The 19,447-nt window shown below is 57.2% G+C and carries 21 protein-coding genes; 1 reads left to right on the top strand and 20 read right to left on the bottom strand.

Annotated features, from left to right (window positions below):
* Nucleotides 1-12: 12 nt before the first annotated feature.
* The 11 genes from GXN74_RS00870 to GXN74_RS00820 form a co-directional block, all read right to left on the bottom strand.
* On the bottom strand, nucleotides 13-414 hold the full coding sequence (locus GXN74_RS00870; RefSeq protein ID WP_162369020.1) for a biotin/lipoyl-containing protein: 402 nt from the start codon (nucleotides 412-414) through the stop codon (nucleotides 13-15).
* 20 nt (nucleotides 415-434) lie between these two features.
* Complete coding sequence (locus tag GXN74_RS00865) at nucleotides 435-752, bottom strand: OadG family protein (RefSeq protein WP_162369019.1); 318 nt, start codon at nucleotides 750-752, stop codon at nucleotides 435-437.
* Nucleotides 753-764: 12 nt separating this feature from the next.
* On the bottom strand, nucleotides 765-2,288 hold the full coding sequence (locus GXN74_RS00860; RefSeq protein ID WP_162369018.1) for an acyl-CoA carboxylase subunit beta: 1,524 nt from the start codon (nucleotides 2,286-2,288) through the stop codon (nucleotides 765-767).
* 93 nt (nucleotides 2,289-2,381) lie between these two features.
* Nucleotides 2,382-2,948, bottom strand: a complete 567-nt coding sequence (mnmM, locus tag GXN74_RS00855; RefSeq protein WP_162369017.1) for a tRNA 5-(aminomethyl)-2-thiouridylate-methyltransferase MnmM — start codon at nucleotides 2,946-2,948, stop codon at nucleotides 2,382-2,384.
* Between the two features lie 2 nt (nucleotides 2,949-2,950).
* Complete coding sequence (locus GXN74_RS00850) at nucleotides 2,951-3,664, bottom strand: pseudouridine synthase (protein ID WP_162369016.1); 714 nt, start codon at nucleotides 3,662-3,664, stop codon at nucleotides 2,951-2,953.
* The gene (gene scpB, locus GXN74_RS00845) at nucleotides 3,661-4,194 is read right to left on the bottom strand and encodes an SMC-Scp complex subunit ScpB (protein WP_162369015.1); all 534 of its coding nucleotides are present in this window, start codon (nucleotides 4,192-4,194) and stop codon (nucleotides 3,661-3,663) included. The genes GXN74_RS00850 and scpB overlap by 4 nt, the downstream gene beginning before the upstream one ends.
* 15 nt (nucleotides 4,195-4,209) lie before the next feature.
* Nucleotides 4,210-4,962: a segregation and condensation protein A gene (locus GXN74_RS00840; protein WP_162369014.1), complete on the bottom strand. Its 753-nt coding sequence runs from the start codon at nucleotides 4,960-4,962 to the stop codon at nucleotides 4,210-4,212.
* Nucleotides 4,963-4,965: 3 nt separating this feature from the next.
* Nucleotides 4,966-5,541, bottom strand: a complete 576-nt coding sequence (locus GXN74_RS00835) for a site-2 protease family protein (protein ID WP_162369013.1) — start codon at nucleotides 5,539-5,541, stop codon at nucleotides 4,966-4,968.
* Nucleotides 5,542-5,675: 134 nt separating this feature from the next.
* The gene (locus GXN74_RS00830) at nucleotides 5,676-6,002 is read right to left on the bottom strand and encodes a rhodanese-like domain-containing protein (RefSeq protein WP_162369012.1); all 327 of its coding nucleotides are present in this window, start codon (nucleotides 6,000-6,002) and stop codon (nucleotides 5,676-5,678) included.
* Nucleotides 6,003-6,101: 99 nt separating this feature from the next.
* Nucleotides 6,102-7,406, bottom strand: a complete 1,305-nt coding sequence (locus GXN74_RS00825) for a pyrimidine-nucleoside phosphorylase (RefSeq protein WP_162369011.1) — start codon at nucleotides 7,404-7,406, stop codon at nucleotides 6,102-6,104.
* A 17-nt stretch (nucleotides 7,407-7,423) separates the two neighbouring features.
* Nucleotides 7,424-8,602 carry a phosphopentomutase gene (locus GXN74_RS00820; RefSeq protein ID WP_162369010.1) on the bottom strand — a complete coding sequence of 393 codons (1,179 nt, stop codon included), beginning with the start codon at nucleotides 8,600-8,602 and terminating at the stop codon, nucleotides 7,424-7,426.
* A 166-nt stretch (nucleotides 8,603-8,768) separates the two neighbouring features.
* Between GXN74_RS00820 and GXN74_RS00815 the strand changes: the two genes are divergently transcribed.
* The gene (locus GXN74_RS00815; protein ID WP_162369009.1) at nucleotides 8,769-9,314 is read left to right on the top strand and encodes an NADH peroxidase; all 546 of its coding nucleotides are present in this window, start codon (nucleotides 8,769-8,771) and stop codon (nucleotides 9,312-9,314) included.
* Between the two features lie 56 nt (nucleotides 9,315-9,370).
* Here the strand turns inward: GXN74_RS00815 and xerD are convergent, their stop codons facing one another.
* The 9 genes from xerD to GXN74_RS00770 form a co-directional block, all read right to left on the bottom strand.
* Complete coding sequence (gene xerD / locus GXN74_RS00810; RefSeq protein WP_162369008.1) at nucleotides 9,371-10,255, bottom strand: site-specific tyrosine recombinase XerD; 885 nt, start codon at nucleotides 10,253-10,255, stop codon at nucleotides 9,371-9,373.
* Nucleotides 10,256-10,287: 32 nt separating this feature from the next.
* Nucleotides 10,288-10,827: an NUDIX hydrolase gene (locus tag GXN74_RS00805; protein WP_162369007.1), complete on the bottom strand. Its 540-nt coding sequence runs from the start codon at nucleotides 10,825-10,827 to the stop codon at nucleotides 10,288-10,290.
* Nucleotides 10,828-10,847: 20 nt separating this feature from the next.
* Nucleotides 10,848-11,645 carry a pyrroline-5-carboxylate reductase gene (proC, locus tag GXN74_RS00800; RefSeq protein WP_162369006.1) on the bottom strand — a complete coding sequence of 266 codons (798 nt, stop codon included), beginning with the start codon at nucleotides 11,643-11,645 and terminating at the stop codon, nucleotides 10,848-10,850.
* A 10-nt stretch (nucleotides 11,646-11,655) separates the two neighbouring features.
* Nucleotides 11,656-13,086 (bottom strand): adenylosuccinate lyase, encoded by a 1,431-nt coding sequence (gene purB / locus GXN74_RS00795; protein ID WP_162369005.1) that lies wholly within the window; start codon nucleotides 13,084-13,086, stop codon nucleotides 11,656-11,658.
* A 134-nt stretch (nucleotides 13,087-13,220) separates the two neighbouring features.
* Nucleotides 13,221-14,411, bottom strand: a complete 1,191-nt coding sequence (locus GXN74_RS00790; RefSeq protein ID WP_162369004.1) for a pyridoxal phosphate-dependent aminotransferase — start codon at nucleotides 14,409-14,411, stop codon at nucleotides 13,221-13,223.
* A gap of 192 nt (nucleotides 14,412-14,603) precedes the next feature.
* The gene (gene rny, locus GXN74_RS00785) at nucleotides 14,604-16,163 is read right to left on the bottom strand and encodes a ribonuclease Y (protein ID WP_162369003.1); all 1,560 of its coding nucleotides are present in this window, start codon (nucleotides 16,161-16,163) and stop codon (nucleotides 14,604-14,606) included.
* 104 nt (nucleotides 16,164-16,267) lie between these two features.
* Entirely contained in the window at nucleotides 16,268-16,927 is a 660-nt protein-coding gene (locus tag GXN74_RS00780) for a regulatory protein RecX (RefSeq protein WP_162369002.1), read from the bottom strand.
* The gene (gene recA, locus GXN74_RS00775) at nucleotides 16,914-18,065 is read right to left on the bottom strand and encodes a recombinase RecA (RefSeq protein WP_162369001.1); all 1,152 of its coding nucleotides are present in this window, start codon (nucleotides 18,063-18,065) and stop codon (nucleotides 16,914-16,916) included. The genes GXN74_RS00780 and recA overlap by 14 nt, the downstream gene beginning before the upstream one ends.
* Before the next feature lie 111 nt (nucleotides 18,066-18,176).
* On the bottom strand, nucleotides 18,177-19,439 hold the full coding sequence (locus GXN74_RS00770; protein WP_162369000.1) for a competence/damage-inducible protein A: 1,263 nt from the start codon (nucleotides 19,437-19,439) through the stop codon (nucleotides 18,177-18,179).
* Nucleotides 19,440-19,447 lie beyond the last annotated feature (8 nt).

The following is a 19,447-nucleotide window of genomic DNA, read 5'->3' as shown; positions in this document are numbered from 1 at the left end:
ACCTCCCTGGTTTTAGTTGAGAGTGGCGAGTATGTCTCCTGCCTCTACAGTTTGACCGACCGCAACGCTCACACTGGCGACGGTTCCGTCCTGGGGTGCCACGACTTCGTTTTCCATCTTCATGGCTTCCAGCACGATGAGGACATCACCGGCCTTCACCGCCTGTCCGGGACCTACCTTGACGGCGAAGATCTTGCCTTGCATGGGGGCTTCCACGGGAACGCCGCCGGCTGCCGCCGGTGCCGCTGCCGGTGCCGCCGCAACAGGTGCGGGGGCCGCCGCAACGGGCGCAGGGGCCGCTGCTGCGGGCGCGGGGGCTGCTGCCCTGGGAGCTGCCGGAGCGGACACGCCGCCGATCTCTTCTACATCCACTTCATAGGTGCTGCCATTGACCGTAACTTGGAATTTTTTCATCTTTCATATCCTCCTGTGATTTAGCGTGCATTCCATCTCTCGGATGGCTGCAGTCTTCTGAATGACCTTACTTGGAACTTGTCCGTGGTTGTGTTCAAGGTTGCCGCAATCGCAGCCGCGATGACAGCCACCAATTCGGAATCATCCTGCTTTGCAGCCGCAGGGGCTGGTGCCGGTGCCGGCGCCGGTGTTACGGTCGTGACCGTTTCCACCTTGACGGGCTGGGGCTTGTTCACATATTTCAGCAATCCGATCAACCAGGAAAGGAAAATCAAAACAAGGAACGTCGTACCCATGCCGCTGATCAAAGCGACCATGCCTTCTGAAAACCATTCCATTTTTACACCTCTCTAAATTGTATTGTGTTTCTTGTCCAAACCCTCCGCGCGCTTCGTACGCAGCATTTCCAGCGTATAAATCACATGCTTCCGGGTGGCTTGCGGTTCAATGATGTCGTCGACGAAACCCCGTTCCGCGGCGGCATAGGGACTGGCCTGCTGTTTGGCGTATTCTGCAGCCTTTTCCTCTTGCAGGGCCCTGGCGTCCTTGGAGGCGGCCAGTTCTTCGGCGTACATGATGCGTACGGCGGCTTTGGGGTCCATCACGGACATGGTGGCGCTAGGCCAGGCCAGCACGATGTCCGCCCCCACATGCTTGCTGTTCAGGGAAACATAGGCGGAACCGTAGGCCCTGTGCACCAGGACGTCCACTTTGGGGACAGAGGCCCCCACAAAAGCGGCGGTCATGTCCGCGATGGCCTTGGAGACGGCCTTCTGTTCCTGTTCCACAGTGGCCTCGAACCCCTCCACGTCCACCAGGGTGACCAGGGGGATGTTGAATGCGTCGCAAAACCGTACGAAATCGGCGATCTTGTCGCACCCGTCCCTGCCGATCCTGCCGGCCCCCCCGGCCGACTGGCTTCCGACCAGGCCTACGGTGTTCCCGTTCATCTTCACGAACGCGGTGACCACTTCCTGTCCATACAGGGCCTTGACTTCCACCACCTGGTGGTTGTCCGCGATCATGGCTGCCATCTGGCGTCCGTCCATGCCTTCCCCCACCAGGTCCACAATCTCCCAGTCTTCCCTGTTCAGGTCGTCTGTGGTGGAGCCGCTGTAGGCCTCTTCTCTATTGTTGGAGGGCAGCATGTCCAGCAGGCGGACCATATCCTCGATGAGGCCTGCCTCGTCTTTGCAGACGAAATCCACAATACCCGTGGTTTCCCCATGGAACTTGGCGCTTGCGTACTTGTCCATGGTGGCGTGCCGGTCGTCCAGCGTGTTGGGGCTGTTCACGAAGAGATGGGCGTTCTTCTCCGTCATGAACGTGAAGTCCGACAGGGATGTGATCACCGCCGATCCGCCTCCGCAATTTCCCATGACCGCTGTGATCTGGGGAAGGACGCCGGATGCCTGGGATTGTTTCTGGTAGATGGCTCCGAAGCCCTCCAGGCCGTAGGAGGTTTCCTGCAGGCGGAGTCCTGCGGAATCCAGGAACCCGACCACTGGCGCTCCCATCTTCAACGCCATGTCGTACAGGGCGCCGATTTTCTTTCCATGCATTTCCCCGAGCGCGCCACCCAGGACAGTGGCATCTTGGCTGTATACATACACCAATCTGCCGCGTACGGTCCCGAATCCGGTGACGACACCATCCGCCGGCGGGTTCTTGGACCCAAGGTCGAAATCCTTGACGCGGGAGGTCACGAAAGCCCCCACTTCCACAAAGCTGTTTTCATCCAACAGCCTGGAAATCCTTTCCCGGGCGGTGAGTTTCCCCTTGGCGTGGAGCTTGCCGATGGCATCCTTCCCGCCTCCCAGTTCGATGTGTGCGCGGCGGTTTGTGAGATCGTTCTTGCGTTGCTGGATACTCATATCAACCCTCCATTGATTCATTCTTGAGAAAATTTCTAAATCAAGTATCATTCTACAATATTACCATCAGACTTGCAAGGTGTTTGTTAAATATTACGCACTTTTTTTGTAAATCACCAGGATACTCGGTGGTTTTCCACTACGAATTGGGTAACTCATGAGCAAGGCATCCAACTCTTTCCCATCTTTCTCTTGCAGATATGCAAGCACCTCCTGCTGTTCCAGGGCCCCCTCCGGATGGCCCGGATACAGCACCAGCGAGCAGACGCCGCCGGGTTTCAGGAGGCGGAGCACCGACTCCAGCGCCAGCAGCGTGGTCTCCCCCCGGGTGGCCGCTTCCTTGGGCGCTCCCGGGAGATAGCCCAGGTTGAACATGGCGCCGTCCAGGGGCTCCCCCACATGCCGCTCCAAGTGCTGGTGCCCTTCCAGGACCAGGTTGCACCATTCCCTGCACTCTGCCTCCTCCAGACGCCTTGCCGTGGCATCCAACGCATCCTGCTGGATGTCGAAGGCGTACACCTTGCCCCGGCTTCCCACGCAACGCGCCAGGAAAAGGGTATCCCGGCCGTTCCCCATGGTGGCGTCCAACACGGTCCCTCCCGGGGGAAGATAGGGCTTCATCAGTTCCTGCACGATTTCCGTGATCCGCTGATGAAACATGCTCAAAGCCCTTTCAGGTAGGAGATTTCCTGCTCTGTCAGGGCGCGGTAGGCACCCTTGGGCAAGTCTCCCAATGTCAGCTCCCCGACGGCAACCCGCTGCAGGCGCACGACCTGGGCGTCCACGAATTCGAACATCCTGCGGATCTGCCGGTTTTTCCCTTCCTTGATGGCCACCCTGTAGACGGCCGTTTCCCCGTCGGAGGACAGCAGCCGTATTTTGGACGGGCTGATGGCGTAGGGGCCTATGTCCCCGCCCTTCTGCAACTGGAGGATCCTGTCCTCCGGGACCGGAGGGCGCACCTTCACCACATACTGCTTGGCGATGGCGTGTTTTGGATGAGTCAGCTTGTATGTCAGGTCGCCGTCGTTGGTCAGGAGCAGCAGCCCGCTGGACATGATGTCCAGCCTTCCCACCGGGTAGACCCTGTCCTTCTGGGGCACCAGGGACAACACCGTATCCCTTCCCTGTTCGTCGGAGGCTGTCGTCACATAACCCACGGGCTTGTGGAGCATGTAGTAGATGTTCTGGGCTGCCCGGCGGGTTTGCACCTTGTTTCCATCCAACTCCACCTGGTCCTTCTCGGGGTCCACTTTCGTACCCAATTCCGTGACCACCGCACCGTTCACCTTGACCCTTCCCTCCTGGATCAGTTTTTCGCAGGCCCTTCTGGATCCCACGGCGGCTTCCGCCATCATTTTCTGCAATCTCATCATGTTTCCATCTCCATTCCCTTTTCCATTGACTCCTGGGGCAGGTCTTCCAGGGACCGCAACCCGAAACTGCGCAGGAAGGCCTGGGTCGTGCCGAAGAGGATTGGCCTCCCAGGCCCGTCCATCCTTCCCAGTTCGCAAACCAGGTCGTATTCCACCAGTTTGTTTACGATTCCGTCGGATTTGACCCCACGGATTTTTTCTATGTGCGCCTTTGTGACCGGCTGTCTGTAGGCGATGATGGAAAGCGTTTCCACCTGGGCGTCCGTCAGGGAAGAGGCCGGCTCTTTCCCGACCAGACGCCTTACCGCCTCGAACTGGGTCTCGCAGGTGCACATCTGGAAGCCGTCCCCGATTTCCATGATCCGCATCCCCCTTTGCTCCAGCTGGTAGGTGTCCTGCAGCCGAAGCGCCAGGCGCTTGGCGGTATCCTTGTCCAATTCCAGCGCCGCCGCCAGCTTCTCCAGGGAAACGGCCTCCCCCGCCGCAAACAGGACCGCCTCCAGGGCGGCCTCTTTCCGATTCAATCGCATCGCATCTACACTCCTCTAAAGGTACTCGATCAATATGTCGTCGAACGCATCCGACTGCCTGGCCTGTATCCTGCCGCCCTTGACCAGTTCCAGCACCGCAAGGAACAGCACGATCATCCCCATCCGTTCCGGCTCAGCGGCCAGGATCTCCCTGAAGCTGCGCTTCACCCCCCTTTTCCCCCCCGCAAGCAGCTCCTCCATCTTCTCGTGGACGGTATGGCTTTCCTTGCGGATCTTGCCGAAACCGCTCCGGACCGGGTCCACCCGGTCGTCGGACTGCCGCAGGAGGGAGCAGAAGACTTTGTACAGGTCCGCAAAGGCCAGCCCCGCAAGCAGCTCCTGGGGGTCCGGCCTCGGAATGTCGTCCAGCAGGCCGGCTGGGAGGGACGGGGATTTGTAGAAATGCCTTCCGCCGGCTTCCTGCATGTCCGCCAGCTCCTTGGCCAGGGTCTTGAATTTCTTGTATTCCAGAAGTCTGGCCACCAGTGCGTCCTTTTCCTCTTCTGCGGAGAGGCCCGCCTCCCCTTCCTGCTCCCGATGCCTTGGAAGGAGCATCTTTGTCTTGATGTAGATCAATGTGGCGGCCATCTCCAGGAAGCCGCTCATGACCTCCATGGGGCAGTCCCCCATCTCCCGGACATGCTCCAGGTATTGTCCCGCCACCAGAGCGATGGGGATTTCCGAAATGTCCACCTTGTTCTTCTCCACTAGATGCAGCAGCAGGTCCAATGGCCCCTCAAAGATTTCCAGCTTGTAGGACAGTTCCATGGTCTAGAGGATCCTCCTGATGGGTTCGAAAAGCAGGTTGATGAAGCTGCCGATGAAGCCCAGGAAAATCAGGAGCAGGAATACCACATGGACCATCCTGGCGTTCTGGATGAGCTTGAAATAGGCGTTGCTGGAATAGGCGTAGACCAGCTTGCTGGCCTCCAGGGGAGGCACCGGCAGGAAATTCACAAGGACGATGGCGAAATTGAAATACACCATGTACAGGGTGAACAGGTTCCAGACGGGGCCGCCGGCATAGCGCCTGAGGAGCAGGAAGACCGCCACAGCAAGGATGTTGGCCAGCTGCCCGGCCATGGCCACCGCGACCAGCCCCCTGTCCCTGTCCTTGTATCTGCTGGCGTTGTATTCCGCCGGCTTCTGCCATCCGAAGTTCATGAAGAGGAAGAGCAGGAAGCCGATGGGGTCGATGTAAGACTTCAGGTCCAGCCTGAAGTCCTCTTTCTTGCGGTGGATGGGATGGGTGAGGCTGTAGGCGGCCGCAGCCTTTGGAACTTCATGGATCCAGACGGTCAGCAGGACGCAGACAGCCCGGATGGCAATGTCGATCAAATAGGTCATAAGTCGAATCTCCTCTTTACATAAGCCTGGGACCGAATGTTCCCGGCAACTAAAAAAGGTATCCTTAGTACTAAGAATACCTTCATTTCTACATTATTATAACATATGGGACCCATTTGTCAAACCGCCAAAGCCTATTTGGAAACCCTCTCGTAAGGCCAGTTCATGATACCTCCCATGTTTAGGATGTTGGTGTATCCTTTGCCGGCAAGGATCTTGCAGGCGACAGCGCTCCTTCCCCCACTCAGGCAGTAGACGATGACAGGTCGGTCCTTGTCCCCCAACTTGGTCTCGGCCGTATGCTCCAGGGAGTCCAGGGGAATCAGGGTGCTTCCCGGGATATGGCCTGCCTTGTGTTCTTCCCTGGTCCTTACATCCAACAGCAGGACGTTCTTGTCCTGTTCCATCATTTCTTTTCCCGCCTTGGGGGAGATGTTCTTGTATGCTTTCGTAAAAAACATATGCTTACCTCAACTTTCCTGATTTGGGTTGTCTTTTCCTGTACCGGAACCGTTGAGTTCATTATATCATAATATTACGATATTGCAATACTTTTTTTGCTAGGTCAGCACTTTTTTCACAAGCTGGAGGCGTTGCACTGGGGCATCCCCGATGGTGTAGGCTTCCGTCAAACGGGCGGCGACCGCTTCCAGACGCTCCCTGCCGCTGGCATGGATCCGCACCAGGGGTTCGCCTTGCTCCACGAAATCCCCCACCTTCTTGCGAACCAACAGGCCCACCGCAAGGTCGATGGGGCTATCCTTCGTTTCCCGTCCCCCTCCCAGAAGCATGGCGGACACACCCACCTCTTCGGTCTGGATGGCCTGGACATAGCCGCTTCTCGGCGCGGGCACCTCCGCCACATGCCTGGCTTCGGGAAAGAGTCCAGGATTGTCCACATAGGCCCCATCCCCCCCCTGGGCCTCCACAAAGGCCTTGAAGGTGGCCAGGGCCGCACCGGAAGCCACCGCCTCCTGCAGCAGCTTTTTCGCCTCCCCAGGGTCGCCTGTCCTTCCCGCACCCAGCAGCATTTGGCTTCCCAAAGCCAGACACAGTTCATACAGGTCTTTCGGACCTTTTCCCTGGAGGGTGCGGATGGCCTCCACCACCTCCAGGGAATTGCCCACCGCTTCCCCCAAGGGCTGGTTCATGTCCGTCACCAGCGCCGCCGTCGTCCTTCCCAGGCCTTTTCCGATGGAAACCATGCGGGCCGCCAGCTCCAGGGCGTCCTCTTCCCTTTTCATGAAGGCTCCCGACCCTGTCTTCACATCCAGCACGATCACCTGGGCTCCGGAGGCGATCTTCTTGCTCATGACGCTGCTGGCGATGAGTCCCGTCTGGTCCACCGTTCCCGTCACATCCCGCAATGCGTACATTTTCTTGTCCGCCGGAGCCAGGTTTGCCGTCTGGCCAGCAATGGCCATGTGCACCCGGTTGATTGTGTCCACCATCGCCTTCTTGTCCAAGGCGGCGCTGAAACCTGGTATGGCCTCCAGCTTGTCGATGGTCCCTCCCGTATGGCCCAGCCCCCTTCCTGACATCTTGGCCACCGGAACCCCAAGGGATGCTACCATGGGAGCGACCACCAGGGATGTCTTGTCGCCGACCCCTCCCGTGCTGTGCTTGTCCACCACAACCCCCCGGATGTCCGACAGGTCCAGCGTCTCCCCGCTGCCGGCCATTTCCAGGGTCAGGTCCAGAACCTCCCGATCCTCCAGTCCCCGGAACCAAATGGCCATCAGTAGGGCTGCCATCTGGTAGTCAGGCACCTGGTCCCTTGTATATCCTTGGACGAAAAAGGCGATCTCCTCCCGGTTCAGGATTCCACCCCGTTTCTTCTTTTCGATGATGTCCAGCATGCGCATGGAACAACCTCCTTTCCTCAATTGGACTGCGGCAGGATTAGCCCGGCAAAAGATTTGCCGAACGGCAGTTCCTGCAGCCCCAGCAGTTCCGCCAGGGTTTGGCCGATATCCGCGAAGCTGGACCGTATGCCCAAATCCACACCCTTCCCAAGCCGGTGGCCGTACAGCAGCAGGGGCACATATTCCCTGGAATGGTCCGTGCTGGGCGTGGTGGGGTCGCAGCCATGGTCCGCGTTTATCACCAGCACATCCGTTTCCCTCATCTTTCCCAAGATTTCCGGAAGCCGGTCGTCGAACTCCACCAGCCCTCTGGCGTAACCTGCCACATCATTCCGATGTCCCCAGGCGGAATCGAATTCCACCAGGTTGGCGAAAATGATTCCTTTCCCTTGCCACTCCATGGACTCCAACAGGACATCGACGCCCTCCATGTTGCTTTTCGTGTGGATGGCATGGGTGATGCCCTTCCCATTGAAGATGTCCTCGATCTTGCCGATGGCGACCACGTCCAATCCCGCTTCCTTCGCCCTGTCCAGCACCGTAGGACCGGGCGGGTCCAAGGAAAAGTCCCTGCGGTTGGCTGTCCGGGTGAACTTCCCCGGCTCCCCCTGGAAGGGCCTGGCGATCACCCGGGCCACCCCATGCTTTCCCTGAAGTATTTCCCTGGCCACGGAGCAGACTTTGTAGAGTGTTTCCACATCCACCACCGCTTCATGGGCCGCAATCTGGAAGACGCTGTCCGCCGAGGTGTAGACGATGAGTTTGCCCGTCTCCATATGCTCCGCCCCGTAATCCCGGATCACGTCCGTTCCCGAATAGGGCCTGTTGCAAAGGACCCCATACCCTGTCCTTTCCATGAAAGGCTGAAGGACCTCCTCGGGGAAACCTTCCGGATAGGTGGGAAGCGGATCCGGAGAGTGGATGCCCGCCATCTCCCAATGGCCGATGGTGGTGTCTTTCCCATTGGACATCTCCGCGCATTTCCCATAAATTCCGCTGACTTGTTCCGGCATCTCGATACCTTTTACGCCCTGGATCCGGCCAAGGCCCAGACCAGCCAGATGGGGCAGGCGGATTCCTGTACGCTGGACCGTGTGGACCAGCGTGTTGCTTCCCTCATCCCCAAACCTGCCGGCATCGGGAAGTTCCCCCACACCCACGCTGTCCAGTACGATCCAGACTATCCTATCAACCATATCGCCGCCTCCTTATTCCAATGTCTATGGCTCCAGTATAGCATAGGCTCCCATCCGCAACAACACGGGCCGGAACTTTCCCCTTGACATTCCTGACGTGTATGCTATAATGAACAAGCAGATAGACATTATCATATGACATTCATTACATCAGGAGGATCATCCATTGAAAAAATTCATTTGCACCATTTGCGGCTACGTACACGAAGGGGACCAGGCTCCCGAACACTGTCCCCAATGCAAGGCCCCTGCTTCCAAGTTCACGGAACAAAACGGAGAGGAACTGGTCTGGGCGGACGAGCATAGGATCGGTGTGGCCCAGGATGTGGACCAGGAAATTCTGGAAGGCCTTCGCATGAACTTCACCGGCGAATGCACGGAAGTCGGCATGTATCTGGCCATGGCCCGTCAGGCTGAGAGGGAAGGCTATCCCGAGGTTGCGGAAGCCTACAAGCGGATCGCCTGGGAAGAAGCGGAGCATGCCGCTAAATTTGCGGAGCTTCTGGGCGAGGTCGTCAAAGCCGACACCAAATCCAACCTGCAGGTACGGGTGGATGCGGAGCACGGAGCCTGCACAGGCAAGAAGGAGATCGCAACCAAGGCCAAGCAGCTTGGATACGATGCCATCCATGACACCGTGCACGAAATGTGCAAGGACGAGGCGCGGCATGGACAGCAGTTTGCAGGATTGTTGAAGAGGTATTTCGGATAAATGCGTGAAAAGGGCTGTTGCATCCAACCGCAAGTTGGTCTGCAACAGCCCTTTTTTCATGCCCTTGGATGGGCCTTCGCATATACTTCCTTCAACCGGTGCTTGTTCATCTTCGCATAGACCTGGGTGGTGGACAGGTCCGAATGGCCCAGCATTTCCTGGACGGAGCGCAGGTCCGCTCCATTCTCCACCAGGTGGCTGGCGAAGGAATGCCGGAGCATGTGGGGCGTGATCGCCTTTTTGATGGAAGCCTTGTCCGCATAGGATTTGACGATTTTCCAGAACCCTTGCCTGCTCATCCCCTGTCCCAGACAGCTTACGAACAGCATGGTTTCCTCCGTCGTCCTGACCATGACAGGCCTGGAGCGGTCCAGATAGACAAGCATGGCCTGCTGTGCAGCCTTTCCGATGGGGATGATCCGTTCCTTCTTCCCGTCGCGGCACTTCACATATCCCATGGCCAGGTTGATGTCCTGGGACTGCATGGAAATCAGTTCCGTCACCCGGATGCCGGTGGCATAAAGCAATTCCAGCATGGCCTTGTCCCTGATTCCCTTCACATCCTCCATGTCCGGCTGCTCCAGGAGGATTTCCACTTCCTGCATGCTGAGCACCTCCGGCACCTTTTTGTTCGATTTGGGGGATGCGAGGCGTTCCGTGGGATCTTCCTCCACCACATTCCCTCTTTTCAAGTACTGGAAAAAAGAGCGCAGGGAGGAGAGGTTTCTGGAAATGGTGGAAATGGCCTTCCTCTCCTTCTCCAGACGGGCGACATAGCCCGCCAGAAAAACATAACGCACCTTCTTCAAGTCGTCCACTCCCGATTCAAGGCAGTAGGCGTTGAAATGGTGCAGGTCCCTGCAGTAGCTTGCGATCGTGTTTTCAGAGGCGTTTTTTTCGTCTTTTAGATAAGATGCAAATTCCTCGATGTGTTTGGTCATATGAAATCCTCTGATCTGTTTGCTCTGGTTTTCTACAATTTGTATTTGTACCTATAGGCCAAGAGGGCGGAAATGGTCTTGTTGTCCATGATTACCCCTTGGAAACACATCTCCAGCAGGGCGTCCAGGCTGTGGTGCTCCACGGTTACGAATTCGTCCTCATCCAAAGACTGCTCCGTCTTGACCAGGTCCCTGGCTACGTAGATATGGATGATTTCGTCGCAAATGCCGATGCTCGAATAGAATTTGTACAGGAAATCCATCTTCTTCGCCTGGTGGCCGGTCTCTTCCTCCAGTTCCCTGCAGGCGCATTCCAGCGGGTCCTCGCCAGGATGGTCCAGGCATCCTGCGGGAATCTCCAGGGTCCAGCCGTCGGTCGCGTTCCGGTATTGCCGGACCATGATGATCTTTCCGTCCGCATCCACCGGAATCACCGCCGCAGCCCCGGGATGCTGGATCAGTTCCCACTCCGCCCGCTTTCCGTTGGGGAATTGGATGGTTTCGGTCACCAGGTGGACACGGCTTCCCCTGTATATTTCTGTCTGCCCTAATTTCTTGATTGTTCCTTCCATGGAACCTCCTTTTCGCTTCCCTAATCTTGGGACTGGAAGCTCTTGGCTTTTTTCCAGCACGCTTCCATCGCTTCGATGATGGCGCTTCTGAATCCCTTTGCCTCCAGAACCTTCACCGCTTCAATGGTGGTTCCCCCGGGAGAGCAGACGTCGTCCTTCAACGCTCCGGGATGCCTGCCTGTCTCGAGCACCATCCGCGCGGCTCCAACCACCGACTGGGCAGCCAGCATGTAGGCGTCCTTCCTGGGCATGCCCGTGAGCACGCCCGCATCCGCCATGGCTTCAATCAGCATGTAAACGTAAGCGGGGGAGCTTCCAGAAAGGGGCACCACCATGTCCATCTGGCTCTCCGGCACGGTCAACGTCTTGCCGAAGGAGTCGAAAAGCCTTCTTACGGTATCCCTCTCCTCTTCCTGGTAGGGGTCTTCGGAAAAACTGATGGCGCTCATTCCCTCCCCCAGGAGGGCAGGCGTGTTGGGCATGGCCCTGACCACACGGACATCGCCGCCCAGGAGCGCCTTGACCTTGCTGATGGAGATGCCAGGAGCAATGGAGATGAAAACCTGGCCCTTCCTGGGCCGGATGCCCTCCAACGCTTCCCCGTAGTATTGGGGCTTGATGGCCAGGACGACATAGCTGGCCTGGTCGACGCATTCCTGGTTCGAAAGGACGAAAGGCAACCCCAACTGGTCCTGGAGCTCCTCCATCCGGTTACGGCTGATGTCCGTGAACAGGATCCCATCCCCGAAAACCTTCTTCGCACCTTGCATCATGGCGGCTCCCATGTTCCCTGCTCCGATAAAACCAATGGTTTTCATAGCGCACCCCTTATACGTTCAGCTCGGCTTTTTTCCCCAGGGAATCCTTGTGCGACTCCAGGATGGGCCGGATGACACCTTCCACGAAATCCACCACCTGTTGTCCTGCCATGCCCGTGAAGTTCTCCGGACGCAGGATGGCCTGGATTTCCTCCTCGGACATCTTGAAGTTCCCGTCTCCCAGGATCCTTTCGATCAGATCGTTGGGTTTGCCTTCCATCTTCACCTGTTTGGCCGCCTCCATGGAATGGACCCGGATGCTCTCGTGCAGTTCCTGCCGGTCACCTCCGCGCTTGACGCCTTCCATCAGGATCATCTCCGTCGCCATGAAGGGCAGCTCGCTCATGATCCGCTGGTGGATGACCTTCTCGTACACCACAAGTCCGTCCATGACGTTCATGTAGATTTCCAGGATGGCGTCCATGGCAAGGAACGCCTCCGGAACGGAAAGACGCTTGTTGGCGCTGTCGTCCAAAGTTCTCTCGAACCACTGGGTGGAAGCGGTGATGGCCGGATTCAAGGCATTGACGATCACGTGCCTTGCCAGCGAAGAGATCCTTTCCGTACGCATGGGATTCCGCTTGTAAGCCATGGCGGAAGAACCGATCTGGCTTTTCTCGAAGGGTTCTTCAATCTCCTTCAGGTTCTGCAGGAGGCGGATGTCGTTGCTGAACTTGTAGGCGGACTGGGCCAGGCCGCTGAGGATGTTCAGGAACTGGGAATCCAGTTTCCGGGGGTAGGTCTGCCCTGTGACAGGGAAGGTGTCCTCATATCCCATCTTCCTCGCCACCATCCTGTCCAGCGCCTTGACCTTTTCCTGGTCCCCATTGAACAGGCTCAGGAAGCTGGCCTGGGTGCCGGTGGTGCCCTTCGCGCCCCGGAGCCTGCGCTTGGATTGTTGGAATACGATGTCCTGGTAGTCCATCCAAAGGTCTTCCAGCCACAAGGTGGCGCGCTTTCCGACCGTCGTCAGCTGCGCCGGTTGGAAATGGGTGAAACCAAGGGTGGGCACATCCTTCGTCTCCATGGCGAATGCGGCCAGTTTGTCCATGACATTCACCAGCTTCACCTTCAACAGTTCAAGGGCCTCGTCCATCAGGATGATGTCCGTATTGTCCCCCACATAGCAGCTGGTGGCTCCCAGGTGGATGATCGGCTTGGCCAGGGGAGCCTGCTCACCATAGGCGAACACATGGGCCATCACGTCATGGCGCACTTCCTTCTCCCTTTTTCTGGCGACGTCATAATTGATGTCCTCCGCAGCCGCCTTCATTTGGGCGATCTGTTCCTTCGTGATGGCGATTCCCAGCTCCTGTTCCGCCTCCGCCAAAGCAATCCACAGCTTGCGCCAGGTCTTGAATTTCTTGTCCGGGGAAAAGATATACAGCATTTCCTTGCTGGCGTATCTGGATCCCAAAGGTGTCTCATAGGTATCGTACATATCCGCATTCCTTTCAAAATCTATGTTTTGTGAACATTGAACCGTGTTGGACCATTAGGTTATTATAGCATAAAGGCTCCCGCCAGACAACAAGAAGCGCGTGCCCGGCACGCGCTTCCATCAAAACGGCTCTGCTATTCGATTTCCTTCAGAAAAGCCTCCAGCCTGTCCAGGCCTTTCCGGATGTTCTCCATGGAAATGGCGTAGGACAGCCGGATGTGGGTCTCGTAGGCGAAGTCCTCACAGGGCACGACGGCAACCTGTACCTGCTCCAGCAGCAGTCTGGCCAGGTCCGCCGCCGAACGGATGGTTTCCCCCCTGCAGCTCTTTCCGAACAGGGCGGAAACATCCACGAACACGTAAAACGCCCCCTTGGGTTCCAGCAGCTCCAGATAGGGCATTGCCTTGATCCGGTTGTACATGTAGATCCTGCGCTCGTTGAAGGCCTCCTTCATGACCTTCAGCGGCTCCTGGGGACCGGTGAGGGCTGCGATCGCCGCCCTTTGGGCTATGGAGTTGGGATTGGAGGTGGCATGGCTTTGGATGTTGCCCATCAGTTTGGCCACCTCCCTGCTGGAAGCGGTGTAACCGATCCGCCATCCTGTCATGGAATAGCTCTTGGAAACCCCGTTGACCACGATGGTGCGCTCGTAGATGTCCTGCCCCAGGGAGGCGATGCTCACATGCTCCTCATCCCCATAAATCAGCTTCTCGTAGATTTCGTCGGAAACCACGAACAGGTTGTGCCTGACTGCGAACTCCGCAATTTCCTGCAGTTCTTCCCTGTGGTACAGCATGCCGGACGGATTGCTGGGGCTGTTGATGATGATTGCCTTTGTCCGGGGGGTGACCGCCGCCTCCAGCTGCTCCAGCACCACCTTCAGGTTGTTTTCCTTGTGGGGCTTGACGATGACCGGAATTCCGTCCGCCATCTTGACCATCTCGGAATAGCTGATCCAGTAGGGAGCCGGAATGATCACTTCCTCCCCCGGGTTCAGGATTGCCTGGAACACGTTCATCAGGGAATGCTTGGCGCCATTGCTGATCACAATCTGGTCCGATTCATAGTGCAGCCCGTTGTCCTCTTCAAGCTTCCTGCAGATGGCCTCCTTCAGCTGCAAGACTCCAGACGCCGGTGTGTATTTGGTGAACCCTTCCTCTATGGCCTTGATGGCTGCTTCCTTGATATGGTCCGGGGTGTCGAAATCCGGTTCGCCTGCTCCAAATCCAACTACATCAATGCCATCCACCTGCATCTGCTTGGCTTTCGCATCGATGGCCAGGGTCGACGAGGGTCTGATCTGGCTTCCTTTGTTTGATAACATCCAATTGCACCACCTTTTCATTAATGGATACATTATACTATGCCAGATGCCATTATGCAAGTTTTTATTTTCAAAGATTCATTTTTTTGCAAATTCTCTGGTGCGCAAGAAGGTGCTCTTTCCCCGTGCACAAAAACAAGAGGCTGCGGCAGCCTGTCTTCCGACAGGACTGGCCGCAGCCTCTTCCCATTCCTATTTTGCAAATTCCACAGCTCTGGTTTCCCGGATCACATTGACTTTGATCTGTCCCGGATAATCCAGGTCGCCCTCGATTTTCTTTGCGATGTCCCTGGCCAACAGGACCATTTCGTCGTCCGTCGTCTGGTCTGGAATGACCATGACCCGGACTTCCCGTCCTGCTTGAATGGCAAAAGATTTTTCCACACCCTTGAAGTTGTCCGCAATCTCTTCCAGACGGGTCAACCGTTTGATGTAGGATTCCAGCGTTTCCCTTCTTGCTCCCGGTCTTGCGGCGGATATGGTATCCGCAGCCTGTACGATGACGGCGATCAGGGATTCCGGCTCCACGTCCCCATGGTGGGCCTCTACGGCATTCACGATGACTGCGGATTCCTTGTATTTCCTGCAAAGCTCCGCGCCGATGGTCACATGGGAACCTTCCACCTCATGGTCCACAGCCTTGCCGATGTCATGGAGAAGCCCCGCCCTCTTGGCGACGCGCACATCCAATCCGATTTCTCCAGCGATGATGCCGCTCAGCTGTGCCACCTCAATGGAGTGTTTCAGCACATTCTGTCCGTAGCTGGTCCTGAATTTCATCTTGCCCAGCAAACGGACCAGTTCGGGATGCACTCCATGGACGCCTGTGTCGAAGGTCGCGTTCTCCCCTTCTTCACGGATCATGACTTCCACTTCCCGCTTGGCCTTTTCGACCATTTCTTCGATTCTTGCCGGATGGATCCTTCCATCCACAATCAATTTTTCCAGCGCAATCCTTGCGACCTCTCTGCGTACGGGATCGAATCCCGAGAGGATGACCGCTTCAGGCGTGTCGTCGATGATCAGGTCGATTCCCGTAAGCGTCTCCAGCGTACGGATGTTTCTTCCTTCACGACCGATGATCCGCCCTTTCATTTCATCATTGGGCAGGTTGACGACAGAGACCGTGGTTTCGGCCACATGGTCGGCCGCGCATTTTTGAATCGAATTCGCCAACAGTTCCTTGGCTTTCTTGCCCACATCCTCTTTGGCTCTGGCTTCGTATTCCTTGATCAGAACCGCCGTCTCGTGTTTCACTTCCTCTTCGACCGATTTGAGTAAAAATTCTTTTGCCTGTTCGGAGGTGAGACCGGAAATCTTTTCAAGTTCCAACAGATGCTGTCCTTTGAGCCCCTCCACTTCTTCCTGCACCTCTTTCAGCTGCAGTTCCTTCTCGTGGATTTGAATTTCCTTCTTCTCAAAGTTCTCAAGCTTCTTGTCCAGGGTTTCTTCCTTTTGGAGCACCCGCTTCTCAAGACGTTGCAACTCGTTTCTACGCTCTTTTACTTCCTTCTCCAAATCATTCTTGATTTTGTAGGTTTCTTCCTTTATTTCCAGGCGTGCTTCCCTTTTGATGTTTTCCGCTTCCTTGATGCCATCGTCCACGATTTTCATGGCTTTGGCTTCCGCGGATCCATACTGGGCTTCGGCGACCTTTTTCCTATAGGCGACGCCTGCGTAGAACGCCAGCAATCCAAGCAAAAAAGCTTCCACTAGAACAATAATGACGACAGAAACAATTCCTAATTGCATTGTACACCTCCTCTATATGTAATTTTCATTGTACAGGTGTTGCCGTATACAACAGTTAAATTCTATATCTTTTTGGGTACAATGTCAAGTTTAATGTGCTCTTTTTACCTGTCCTCCGGGTCTTCCTCCTGCTCCCGCCGGTCCAGGCACTCCTCCTGCAGACGCTCCCACACCCAGCCGATGGTCTCATGGGAATATCCCTTGTACTGGAGATGGGACCAGAGTTTCCGCTTCCAGGCCATCTCCTCCAAGCGCTCCCACTTTCCGGAAACCTTTTTCCTGGCGGCGTCTAGAGCGCTTGCCCTGTCGTCCAACAGTCCTTCCCCTTCCGCCTGGACCAAGGCCTGCTCCACCTGCCGGCTTTCCAGTCCCTGGGAGCGCAATCCGAAAGCCAATGCGTTCTTGCTTTTCCTGCCACCCTGTTGCCGGATCCGGTCCTCCAGGTAACGGACGTCGTCCACGAACCCCTTTTCCTTGAAGTATTCCAGAATGGCCTCCGCATCCTCCTCCGCATAGCCCCCTCGGACAAGCTTCCTCCTGAGTTCATGGCTTGTATGGTCCCTTTTGCCCAGGAGGTGGTAGGTCCTGCGCTTCCCCCTTGCTAGAACTTGGGCGTGGAGGGTTGCAAAAATTTCAGGCTCCAGGATTTCCCCCTCCCGGAGCCCGTGTTTTTCCACCTCTCCCCCATAGAGGAAGAAGGCGTACTTTCCGTCCAAAAAGACCTCTGTCTTTTTCCCGTTCTTTAACAGCTTAGAGATCCGCATCCTGCAGTTCTCCCTTGTCAGCCGCCGCTTTGCCTCCCTTGCCGGTCATCGCCTCCACGGCCGCAACCGATTCCTCCAATGCTGGGGCCGATGCCGTAGCCGCCAGTCCGAACTTCTCGCGGACCTTGTTTTCGATTTCCGCGGCAACAGCCGGGTTTTCCACCAGATACTGCTTGGAGTTTTCCCTTCCCTGGCCCATCCGGATGTCCCCATAGGAATACCATGCGCCGCTCTTCAGGACGATGCCGTTCTCCGCCGCCAGGTCCAGCACATCCCCTTCCTTGGAGATCCCCTGGCCGAACATGATGTCGAACTCCGCCTGCTTGAACGGAGGGGCGATCTTGTTTTTCACGACCTTGACCCTGGTCCGGTTACCGATCATGTCCGTGCTCTGCTTCAAAGTCTCGATCTTGCGCACATCCAGGCGGATGGAGGCGTAGAACTTAAGCGCCCTCCCCCCGGTGGTCGTCTCCGGACTTCCGAACATGACGCCCACCTTCTCCCGCAGCTGGTTGATGAACACCACGATGCTGTTGGACTTGCTGATGACCCCCGCCAGCTTCCTGAGGGCCTGGGACATCAGCCTGGCTTGGAGGCCGACATGGGAATCGCCCATGTCCCCTTCGATTTCCGCTCTAGGGACCAGGGCGGCCACGGAATCCACGATGATGATGTCGATGGCACCGGACCGGACCATGGTTTCGGTGATCTCCAGGGCCTGCTCCCCGTTGTCCGGCTGGGAAATGTAGAGGTTGTCGATGTCCACGCCGATCTTCTTAGCATACAGGGGGTCCAAGGCATGCTCCGCATCCACGAACCCGGCGATGCCACCCCTCTTCTGGACTTCCGCCACCATGTGGAGGGCCACGGTGGTCTTTCCGCTGGACTCGGGTCCGTAGATTTCAACGATACGTCCCTTTGGAATCCCTCCGGCTCCCAGGGCGATGTCCAGACTGAGGGATCCGGTGGGAATCGTCTCGATGTTCATCTTGTCCCCCCGCTCCCCCAACTTCATGATGGAACCTTTGCCGTAACTTCTTTCTATTTGCGAGACCGCAGCCTCCAACGCCTTCTTCTTGTCGTCTTTCAATGCTTGCCACGCCTGGGGCCCGGGGCCTGCCAGGTTTCCCCTTTCCATGTTTTTCGAATCGAACTTCTGTTCGGTTCAATTATAACCCATCCCCCGGGAGACGTCAACCGGTTTTCCCAAAATGGCGAAACGTCCGTCGACACCCCGGGTTGCGGTAACTCAGGACATCTCCCGCAGTGTCCGGTAGAGGGTGACAAGGGCTGTCTTGGCCGCGGACTCCCGCACTTTTCTCCTGTTGCCGGAGAAGAGATGCCGCACGGACCAGGTCCTCCCGCCGCAACTGCAGCCTATGTGGACAAGGCCCACAGGCTTCTCCGGGGTTCCGCCTCCCGGTCCGGCGATGCCGGTGATGGAGACGCCCACGTCCGTTTTCAAGGTCCTGCGGACCCCTTCCGCCATGGCTTCCGCAGTTTCTCCGCTGACGGCCCCGTGGTTCAGCAGCGTTTCCGCCGGGACCCCCAGGAGCTCTTCCTTCACCTTGTTGCCGTAGGCCACAACGCCGCCGGCGAAGACTTCGGAAGCTCCGTCCGTATTCACCAGGGTGGAAGCCAGAAGACCTCCGGTGCAGGATTCCGCAAAGGAAACGCTCCATCCCTTTTCCCCGAGCATGCGCACCACCACATCCTCCAGCTCCTCCGGACGGTTGGTGAAGACATACGCCCCCACATGCGGCTCCAGCTCCACCTCCAGGGCGTCCAGGAGGCGTTCCGCCTCCTCCGGGGTGGCCCCGCTGGCCGTCATGCGGAAATGCACCTCCCCCATCTTCGCATAAGGGGCCAATGTGGGATTCCTCTGGGATTCCATCAGGGGACGCACCAGATGCTCCGCCGCGCTTTCCCCGATGCCCACCAGCTTCAGCGTCCTGGAGAGGATCACTCCCCGGGCCCGCTCCCGGAGCACCGGAACCACGCCGCTCTCGAACATGGGGACCAGCTCGTTGGGCGGACCCGGCAGCAGGAAGAAAAGGACGCCCCCGTCCTCCAGGAAAACCCCTGGCGCCGTGCCGTTTTCGTTCTCCAGGGCCCAGGCGCCTTCCGGAAGCAGGGCCTGCTTCCAATTGTTCTGTGTCGGCACGATTTCCCTTTTCCTGAAGAACGCCTCAATCCTTTCCTTGCTGGAGGCATGCAGATGCAATTCCCTTCCCAAAGCCTTGGCCAGCACCTCTTTCGTTATGTCGTCCACCGTGGGCCCCAATCCCCCGGACAGCAGCACCAACCCGCTTCTTTCCCGGGCGGTGCGGATCGTCTGGAGCAGCCGCTCCTCATTGTCTCCGACCACGGTCTGGTAATAGCAGGATATTCCCAGGTCCGCCAGTCTCCGGCTCAGATACTGGGCATTGGTGTTCAGGATGTCTCCCAGCAGGAGCTCCGTCCCCACAAAAATCATTTCCCCTCCACGCTTTTCCAACAATTCGTCTGTCATGCCATTCC

The sequence above is a fragment of the Anaerotalea alkaliphila genome (genome assembly GCF_010179735.1).
In the GTDB taxonomy this organism is placed as follows: Bacteria; Bacillota; Clostridia; order Lachnospirales; family Vallitaleaceae; genus Anaerotalea; species Anaerotalea alkaliphila.
The sequence above is the reverse complement of the archived record's forward strand: the minus strand, read 5'-3'. Positions and strand labels throughout refer to the sequence as shown.